At 39.8% G+C, this 8,170-nt stretch carries 10 protein-coding genes; 4 read left to right on the forward strand and 6 right to left on the reverse strand.

The features are described from left to right. Positions 1-74 precede the first annotated feature (74 nt). The 3 genes from FTT89_RS13700 to znuB are packed head-to-tail and all read left to right on the forward strand — an operon-like array spanning position 75 to position 2,140. Positions 75-572, forward strand: a complete 498-nt coding sequence (locus FTT89_RS13700) for a transcriptional repressor (protein WP_005181393.1) — start codon at positions 75-77, stop codon at positions 570-572. Further along, complete coding sequence (gene znuC, locus FTT89_RS13705) at positions 545-1,336, forward strand: zinc ABC transporter ATP-binding protein ZnuC (RefSeq protein WP_016658981.1); 792 nt, start codon at positions 545-547, stop codon at positions 1,334-1,336. The genes FTT89_RS13700 and znuC overlap by 28 nt, the downstream gene beginning before the upstream one ends. A gap of 3 nt (positions 1,337-1,339) precedes the next feature. Beyond that, positions 1,340-2,140 (forward strand): zinc ABC transporter permease subunit ZnuB, encoded by an 801-nt coding sequence (znuB, locus tag FTT89_RS13710; protein WP_168370298.1) that lies wholly within the window; start codon positions 1,340-1,342, stop codon positions 2,138-2,140. A gap of 67 nt (positions 2,141-2,207) precedes the next feature. Here the strand turns inward: znuB and FTT89_RS13715 are convergent, their stop codons facing one another. Further along, complete coding sequence (locus FTT89_RS13715; RefSeq protein ID WP_005181385.1) at positions 2,208-2,828, reverse strand: LysE family transporter; 621 nt, start codon at positions 2,826-2,828, stop codon at positions 2,208-2,210. A gap of 158 nt (positions 2,829-2,986) precedes the next feature. Between FTT89_RS13715 and FTT89_RS13720 the strand changes: the two genes are divergently transcribed. Further along, positions 2,987-3,907, forward strand: coding sequence for a Dyp-type peroxidase (locus FTT89_RS13720; RefSeq protein ID WP_005181383.1), 921 nt, complete (start codon positions 2,987-2,989; stop codon positions 3,905-3,907). A 391-nt stretch (positions 3,908-4,298) separates the two neighbouring features. Here the strand turns inward: FTT89_RS13720 and FTT89_RS13725 are convergent, their stop codons facing one another. The 5 genes from FTT89_RS13725 to FTT89_RS13745 all read right to left on the reverse strand — a co-directional run. Continuing rightward, complete coding sequence (locus FTT89_RS13725) at positions 4,299-4,511, reverse strand: hypothetical protein (RefSeq protein ID WP_168370297.1); 213 nt, start codon at positions 4,509-4,511, stop codon at positions 4,299-4,301. Beyond that, the gene (locus FTT89_RS13730; RefSeq protein ID WP_160241726.1) at positions 4,502-4,900 is read right to left on the reverse strand and encodes a hypothetical protein; all 399 of its coding nucleotides are present in this window, start codon (positions 4,898-4,900) and stop codon (positions 4,502-4,504) included. Before FTT89_RS13730 ends, FTT89_RS13725 begins: the two co-directional genes overlap by 10 nt. Positions 4,901-5,057: 157 nt before the next feature. Continuing rightward, positions 5,058-5,762 (reverse strand): hypothetical protein, encoded by a 705-nt coding sequence (locus FTT89_RS13735; protein ID WP_168370296.1) that lies wholly within the window; start codon positions 5,760-5,762, stop codon positions 5,058-5,060. After that, the gene (locus tag FTT89_RS13740) at positions 5,749-7,359 is read right to left on the reverse strand and encodes a hypothetical protein (protein WP_168370295.1); all 1,611 of its coding nucleotides are present in this window, start codon (positions 7,357-7,359) and stop codon (positions 5,749-5,751) included. Before FTT89_RS13740 ends, FTT89_RS13735 begins: the two co-directional genes overlap by 14 nt. Beyond that, positions 7,356-8,170 (reverse strand): DUF2345 domain-containing protein (locus FTT89_RS13745; protein WP_180172891.1); only part of this gene is annotated, 815 nt, incomplete at its 5' end. The genes FTT89_RS13745 and FTT89_RS13740, both read right to left, overlap by 4 nt.

Below are 8,170 nucleotides of genomic sequence, written 5' to 3' on the forward strand. Positions count from 1 at the left end.
TATAATCGAATCTGACTATACTTCATGTTAAAATTTAATGTCCGATTTTCCTCCTACATTTCCTTGGGGTAGCTATGAGCTTATGTTCTCATGAACATCATGATGCATTACATGGCGTGCACGACCATCAAAATATTGAGCAGCGTCTTGCTGAAGCCGAAAGTCTCTGTGCCGCCACAGGTGCTCGCCTGACCCCACTTCGTCGTGAAGTGCTGGAACTGATTTTAAATGCCTCGGGCCCGATGGGGGCATACGACCTGCTGGCCAAAATTAAAAGTGAGTCAGATCGTCCGGCGGCACCACCAACCGTGTACCGCACCCTCGACTTTTTATTAGAAAAAGGGCTGATTCACCGTTTAACTTCTATTAATGCCTATATTCCCTGCTGCCATCCGCGCGAAGGCCATCAGGCGGCGTTTTTAATTTGCACCGAATGCAAAGTGGTCAAAGAAGCTTCTGCGCAGGGTTTACTGCAGCAACTGGCAGAGCTGTCGGCTTCGGACCACTTCACCGCCCATCACAGTATTATCGAGATTTCTGGTTTATGTCAGCACTGCGCCAGCAAACGCTAAGTCCTGCGCCGCTGATTCGCCTTGAACAGATTCAAGTCCGGATTGATGAGCGTGATATTTTAAAACAGGTCGATTTCTCTTTGCATGAGAAAGAAATTGTCACGCTCATTGGTCCGAATGGTGCCGGCAAATCGACGCTGATTAAAGTCATGCTCGGTATTGTCAAACCCACGGCTGGCAAAGTACTGGCCGATAAAAAACTAAAATTCTCCTATGTGCCGCAGAAATTCAATCCTTCACACAGCTTGCCGTTAAGGGTCAAGGATCTTCTGGCTTTAGAAAAATGTAGCAGCACGTTAAAAGCAGAAATTATCCGCGATACCGGTATTGCCAAGCTGGAAAATTCCAAAGTGCAGCAATTGTCAGGTGGTGAACGGCAGCGGGTATTACTGGCCCGCGCCTTATTGCGCCAACCCGATGTGCTGGTGCTGGATGAACCAATGCAGGGGCTGGATATCCAGTCGGAAGCCGAGCTGTATGACTATGTGCGTAGCCTACCAGAAAAATATGGCTGTGCCGTGCTGATGGTCTCACATGATCTGCAATGGGTCATGCAAGGCACGCATCGGGTGGTATGTTTAAATAAACACATTTGCTGTAGCGGCTTGCCCGAAAGCGTGCAGCAGCATCCGGAATATCAGGCCATTTTTGGCACCAACCGGGTGTTCTATCAGCATCATCATGATCATTGTGCGCATGGCGACCATGCCGAGCCGTGTCAGCATGATTCCCGTCCCCATATTCACCCTGAACCGGAAGTCTAAACCATGATGGATTGGTTATCGTTATTACTTCCGGCCTGGATCATGGGCACTTTACTGGTGTTTCTGACCGCGCCACTCGGCTGTCTGATGCTGTGGCGCCGGATGTCTTTTTTTGCCGATACCATGGCACATGGCACCTTATTAGGCGTGGCCATTGCCGGCGCCTTGAGCTTACCGCTGTGGATGGGCGTTACATTTTTAGCCTTATTACTGGTTGGTATTCTTTGGATTCTGCATGATCCGCGCTTACCGAATGATGCCCTGCTGGCCTTATGCTCTGCGACCCTGCTCTGCTCCGGTCTACTGTTTATCCAGCACATTCCAAGCCTGCGCCCGGAACTGCTCAGCTACCTGTTTGGTGATCTGCTCACGATCTCCTGGGCTGATTTACCCATCTTTGCGCTGGTGATTGTCGGTGCACTGCTGGTTCTATATAAGTATTGGCAAGCCCAGATTCAGATTGCCATTGATCCGGATATTGCTGCCAGTGAAGGTATTCATGCCCAGTGGCAACGTCTGATTTTTATGTTGCTGCTGGCCCTGTTTACGGTTCTGGCATTACGCGCGGTCGGCTCGCTATTGATGGGTGCGCTGCTGGTGATTCCGGCGCTCACGGCACGACTGCTGGCGCATTCTCCGAAACAGATGGTGATTTGGGCTTTTGTGATTGCACAAATTGGGGTAACGGTTGGTTTATGGTCCAGCGCCGGCTTAAATACCTCGACCGGTCTGACTATTGTGCTGACCATGGCGGTGATTTTTGCCCTGATCTTTACCATACAGAAATTTAAAAAACTGGCCTAAACAATCAACCGAAAGGTTCCATCTAGCCCTCTCCTCTTTATCATTGAGAGGGGAAAATCAACATCTATTACTGATGCACCAGACTTAATAAAAATGCAGCACCAGCAAACAGACCGGCAAACGTCCGGTTCATGACTTTCTGCTGACGCGGTGACTTTAACAATCTTAAAACCTTAGCTGCCAGGCCGGTATAGCCCGCCATCACAATCAGATCAATCGTAATCATGGTTGCTGCCATAATCAGATATTGAATCCACTGCGGTTTGGATAAATCCAGAAATTGTGGCAAGACAGCCAGCAAAAATACAATCGCTTTCGGATTGCTCATATTCACCAGAAAACCGTTCAGCAGCAGTCGTCCAGCTGATTTCTGTGGTAAATCCTGCCGGATTTCAATCGAGTGTACCGGCGCTTTCCATTGCAGATAGGCCAGATACAGCAGATACGCTACCCCGAACCATTTCACTGCCAGAAAAGCCCAAGGCGTGGTCGCAAATAGCACGCCCGCGCCGGCCGCCACAATCGCAATCTGTACCAGCAGCGCCAGTTGCAGCCCGATGGCATTCCAGTAACCATGACGAAAACCGTAATTCAGCCCACTCGACATCGAGGCAATCGCACCTGCGCCCGGCGACACACTAATCACCCAACAGGCCAGCATATAGGCCAGCCAAATCTGATAAGACATGGTAATTCACCACAAAAATGACAGATTATTATATGACGATTCATCTTTTAAGTGCGCAGTAAAGAGGCAATAAAAATCTGATCCAGAGACTGTTAAGCTGCTACCGGTTCAGGCACAATAGTTTTAGTGATTGATTATTAAAAACTTAGGAGCCATGAATGACAGCTCAATCTGTAATCTTGCCATTACCTTCAGATCATGCCCGTTTTATTGTTTTACGTTTAAAAGATTTAACTCTTGAGCAATTAAAAGAAAAATTAGCTGATCTTTTTAATACCCGTGATCGCCTGATTACCCAGCATCCTCATGCACAAATTAAAACTGCCGTGGCCTTTGGACCTGAACTTTGGGCACAACTGTACTCCCAAACTCCAGCTGGCTTTAAGCAGTTACAACCGATTGAAGGCGCATTCCAGATGCCTGTCGTACCGGCAGATGTACTCATTCATATTGCCAGTGCCCGTGCGGATATCTGTTTTGCCCTGAGCCAGTCTTTCTTTGAGGGTATTCAGGATCAGGTTGATGTTCTGGATGAGCGGGTCTGCTTCCGCTATTTTGATGGCCGCGACATGACCGGCTTTATTGATGGCACAGAAAACCCGCAATTCCCGGATGACCGTGCTGAAGTCGCTTTACTGGGCGAAGATGCCGGCATTTTTGAAGATGGTTCCTTTGTCTTTGCCCAGCGTTATGCACATGATTTAGATAAATGGAAACGTCTGAAAGTCGATGCACAAGAACAAGTGATGGGTCGCACCAAACTTGAGTCGATTGAGCTGGATGATGAGGTGAAACCTGACAATGCCCACGTCGCCCGTACCGTAGTTGAAGATGATGAAGGTGAAGAAATGGAAATTCTGCGTCATTCCCTACCGTATGGGGATGGGCAAGGTGACCAAGGCTTATTCTTTATTGCCTATACCAAGGATTTAACCATTCTGGATGCGATGCTTGAGCGTATGTTTGGCACCTCGGGAGATGGTATTCATGACCGTTTACTGCATTTTGTCACCGCTTTAGATGGCGCTTACTACTTCGCTCCAAGTGAAGAGTTGCTGGAAACAGTGCTGGAAGGATAATTTATAAAGCCGACGAGAGTCGGCTTTTACCATTCAGAAAAAAGATGAACTATAACCAGAATACTAAAAGGACTCATAGCTATTTATTTTTATATTTCCTAAATTTATCTACACTTTAAAACTGCATCATTTGGGAATAAATTCAAATAAAATTCAAAATTTTTATTGATATCAATATTCTTATGACCTAATACGGTTTCCTTATTTATTAACTGAAGCTCATTTGAAATAACATGTTCATCCTTGTACTCTGCCATCAACTCTGTCAGCTCTTTATCCTCTGCAGTTCTATAGTCTACAATTCCACCCTCATATTTATAAATAAAATGATTAGTTTCTACTAAACTTAATAGGCTAAATTTAAAATTATAAACCTCCTTCCCATAACTACTTAATAGCTCAACATGAAGTCGGCAAAAATTATTTTTTTTGATAATTTAGCAATACCTCCTTGATCGCTTAATTGCAAATCAACAAGATTCAATTCAAAGATTTTCTCATCTGCAATAGTATTCTGATCCACTTCAGCTGAACGACTAATTTCTGAAGAGCCACATCCAAATAAAGTTATAAAAATACAACTCAAGAAAATTTTCAAAAACATTCAATTCCCTTTAATTTTACTTTTTTATTCTCGAATTTAGTGACTTTTCTAGTATTTTTATTTGTATAAGCCACTTCATAAAGTAAATATCCTTGGGACATAAAACGATATTTCCCAGTGATTTTACCATCTATAATTTCATTCATTGAACGATAGATTTCTGGCTGAGCATTATCACCCATATCTACTTCTTCTATTTCATAGGGGTCTGAAAGATTTATATCTCTCATATAGGGGAAATATTTAATTTTTTTGACTTGAAGATAGTAAATAGGAACTAATAATATTGATTTTTTACCATCTGATAAGCAATAAAATTCATGACTAGAGTGAGCCAATGAATATGATGATAATAAAATGATAAAAATTAATACATAAATATTTTTCATAATTTTTCAACCTTATCATTTATTACCTTATAGTAATAGAGTTCCTCTCCCCCTTAAGGAGAAAACTAGAATAGGGAATTTTTAATTAATTACAATTCTTATTGATAATTCTTGGACTTATAAATTTCTTTAATTCATAAAATTTTAAAATGAAAAATCACAAAATATCAGATATCAATATATAACCTTTTACTACTTTCCCACCCATACTTAAATATTCAATATTTAAGTAAAATTCATCTTTATTTTTTACAATATTTTTTATCCTTACAATATCCCCATTAATTAAATAAGATCTTTTCTTATTAAAATATTGATCAAATAAAAAAGCCTTTCTTGAGGATACTTCAACTTTCTCGACTATTTTACCTAAGTCACTCTTCAATATATAAATATTATTAGGATTTGAAAAAAAAGTAGTTAAATTTAAGTTTGGAGCTAAAGTCCTCCATTCTTCTTTCAATATATATTTCCCAGACTCTAAAAGATATATTCTTTTATAGCTTATTGCTCCATCTTTAAACCTTTCAATAATTCTATTTTTTTTAAATTCTGGATCGTATAATGGACTCAAATAAAACTCTTTTACCTCTTTAGAAGATATCTCAAAAATCCTGTATTGACCACTTGGGTTGCAATCCTCTGTGTAATTCACCACCAAATATTTATACTTACTATCATTTATTTCCTCTAACCAAAAACCATTTTTATTATAACAGTAGTCACTACCATTGAATAAATAAAATTTTTCTCCCCCTTTCCTATAGTAAATATTATTATCTTCTTTTACTAAAATATCTTTTGCTGACAAATTACCTGAAAAAATCAATAATAAAAAAATGAAAAATTTATTTAAAACCATTCCTTTTCTCCACTTCTCTCAATATTTTTATAAATAACTTCTTTCTTTCCAACATCCCATTATTTCCACCATTTATTCTCTTACTCACAGACTCAACTACTTTTAAATGATGACTATCACTATAGTTACTATTTAAATCTGGATACCCTTTATAAATTAAATTATCTGCATTTTTAAATATATTAAATGCCCATACAGAACTTTCCACTGCATGAAATAAGTCATCACAAATTAATTCTGGGTTACTAACTACATCTATTCCTGAGTAGTTTTTATATTTTTTATATGCACTTTTCCAAGTTAGCTGAATTAGACCTCTTCCTTTATACTTAGGACCATCTCCAAAAGATGTATTTCCTTCAGCTAAGATTTGATTTCTTCTTCGACATGCTCGACTATTTTTAATGTCACAAACAGATGGCGGAAAGTTAGATATATCATAATCTTTCCCACTAGCATATTCAATTAAGGTATTAAAGTGGTCACACTCATGATAAATTTGTGCTAAAAAATGACATAACATTAATTTATCTTTTAAATTATGTTTTCTAAGACTTTTATTCAACTCAGGAACAAACTCTTCTGGCGTAGTATTTTGTGTTGATCTCCCATTCATTACGCGATGAGAAAATAGTTTTCTAGAACCATAAACAGCTTTAAAAAAGCTTAACGAAATAATATCTTCTGAATCATTATCAATCCTTTTATCTAAATTAGGTTTATTCTCCTCTGTGGTTCCTTCAATAATATCAACATCTAGATGTAATTTAATAGCTTCCTCTTTAACTCTTTTGGCCACATAACTTACTGGATCTAAAGGTTTTCCATCTGGTTTGAGTACAGTAAATTGTAATCTCTGCCCAACCATACTTATTAACGGCAGTTTTCCATTGGAAATCGAATAAACCTTTTTCTTCCCGGTAGCTACAATTAACATCTCAATATTTGTTTTTTCAATAACGTAATTACTACCTTCACGATCTACAAGTGTTAGTGTAGAAGTACTTTTAAACTTTTCATAGGGTTCATCTAATTGAATCAGAATAGGTTTTTCTGTGCCATTACCTGAATTAAGCGATCTTTTTAAAACAAACTCATCATTCGATGTTAAGGCTAAAAATTCAATATCACGATTAGCCGAAGAGAGGACTTCAACTCTTCCTTGATCATCTGTAATACGTTCAAAACTTTTCTTTCCCTTTGGTCGTGTTTGTATCGGAAAATTAGCCATAATCTTTCCATGAACATCAACCACTTGAAAAGGTGTTACCACCAAACCATTCTGAGAAATCGTACTATTCATTTGTCGATATTCTTCAATGGTGTTAGGTAACTGAATTTTTATAGGATGCTCTGAAGAGGAGAGTGTCGAAGAATTAATGACCTTCACCACAGTATAATCAGATGCCTTCGGTGGTTTTGCTAAAATTTCTACCATCCGATTAGGAGAAGCTTGAAAGACAAATAAGCCATCTGTATCTGTTTTCTTCAGATTCTCTCTCGATGAATTTTGATAACGTGATTTCACCTTCAGATTTCTGACATATCGTCCAGATTTATCATAAAACTTAGAGGTAATGGTCACCAGTTTACTCATGATTCAATATCCTCGTGTGTAGACACCTCATCCTCCTGATCTTCTTCTATTTCTTCGAGCAAATAATCAATCTGTTCATCACTCAATGCTCCACTCAAATGTGTATGCAAAGAGTTAAAGCCCAGTGCAATAAAGTCAGTTGACTGCGGCGTATAGAACCTAAAAGTACTCAATTGATGTTGTTCATTTAATATGGATTTATTGGTTTTCAGAAGCTTTCCATCAGTTTGATCAATCACAAAAATTTCTTTTTCTCCTGCAGATGAGCTATTCCATTGATAATTGATTTGATTACTAAACAATGTTGCCATCTGAGGTAAGCTCATCTTCGGTTCAACCACATTCTGTGGCTGTAAAAACAGATGCTGCCCTGCTTTCACCTCGAACTTGCCACCCGTGGTCGGTAACACGCCTGAACCACTAATCTCAATCTGACTTCCTCCAGCGACCAATATAATTTTTTTACTCGCCTTAACTTCAATCCTGTCTTCTGTGGAGATGACCTGCACCCCTTTCCTGGCAATAAGATCTGCGCCACCCCCTTGGGCCTGAATCTCAACCTTGCCTTTACCGGCATATAAGCGTGCACCCTGTTGGGCTGCAAACAGGCTCAGTTTCTGGCTGGCATGCACAATCAAAGATTGCTGTGTGCTGAGGTTAATACTCTCTCCAGCACTGTGGCTGATCTGACCATCCGCAGAGAGATGCACATCTTGCTGACTACTTAAGGCAATAGAGTTTGGTGCAGCCAATACCATGATCGCAGACTTAAAGGCATCTGCTTTGGCAGGGTCGTCATTGGCCAGTGTTT

Origin of the sequence: Acinetobacter sp. YH01025 (genome assembly GCF_013420185.1) — a bacterium.
Classification (GTDB): Bacteria; Pseudomonadota; Gammaproteobacteria; order Pseudomonadales; family Moraxellaceae; genus Acinetobacter; species Acinetobacter indicus.

What these genes read in the sequence shown, in the direction of transcription:
- FTT89_RS13735 (WP_168370296.1), bottom strand. Translation starts at nt 5,762, where the DNA reads ATGGTTTTAAATAAATTTTTCATTTTTTTATTATTGATTTTTTCAGGT.
- FTT89_RS13740 (WP_168370295.1), bottom strand. Translation starts at nt 7,359, where the DNA reads ATGAGTAAACTGGTGACCATTACCTCTAAGTTTTATGATAAATCTGGA.
- znuC (WP_016658981.1), top strand. Translation starts at nt 545, where the DNA reads ATGTCAGCACTGCGCCAGCAAACGCTAAGTCCTGCGCCGCTGATTCGC.
- FTT89_RS13730 (WP_160241726.1), bottom strand. Translation starts at nt 4,900, where the DNA reads ATGAAAAATATTTATGTATTAATTTTTATCATTTTATTATCATCATAT.
- FTT89_RS13720 (WP_005181383.1), top strand. Translation starts at nt 2,987, where the DNA reads ATGACAGCTCAATCTGTAATCTTGCCATTACCTTCAGATCATGCCCGT.
- FTT89_RS13700 (WP_005181393.1), top strand. Translation starts at nt 75, where the DNA reads ATGAGCTTATGTTCTCATGAACATCATGATGCATTACATGGCGTGCAC.
- znuB (WP_168370298.1), top strand. Translation starts at nt 1,340, where the DNA reads ATGATGGATTGGTTATCGTTATTACTTCCGGCCTGGATCATGGGCACT.
- FTT89_RS13715 (WP_005181385.1), bottom strand. Translation starts at nt 2,828, where the DNA reads ATGTCTTATCAGATTTGGCTGGCCTATATGCTGGCCTGTTGGGTGATT.
- FTT89_RS13725 (WP_168370297.1), bottom strand. Translation starts at nt 4,511, where the DNA reads ATGTTTTTGAAAATTTTCTTGAGTTGTATTTTTATAACTTTATTTGGA.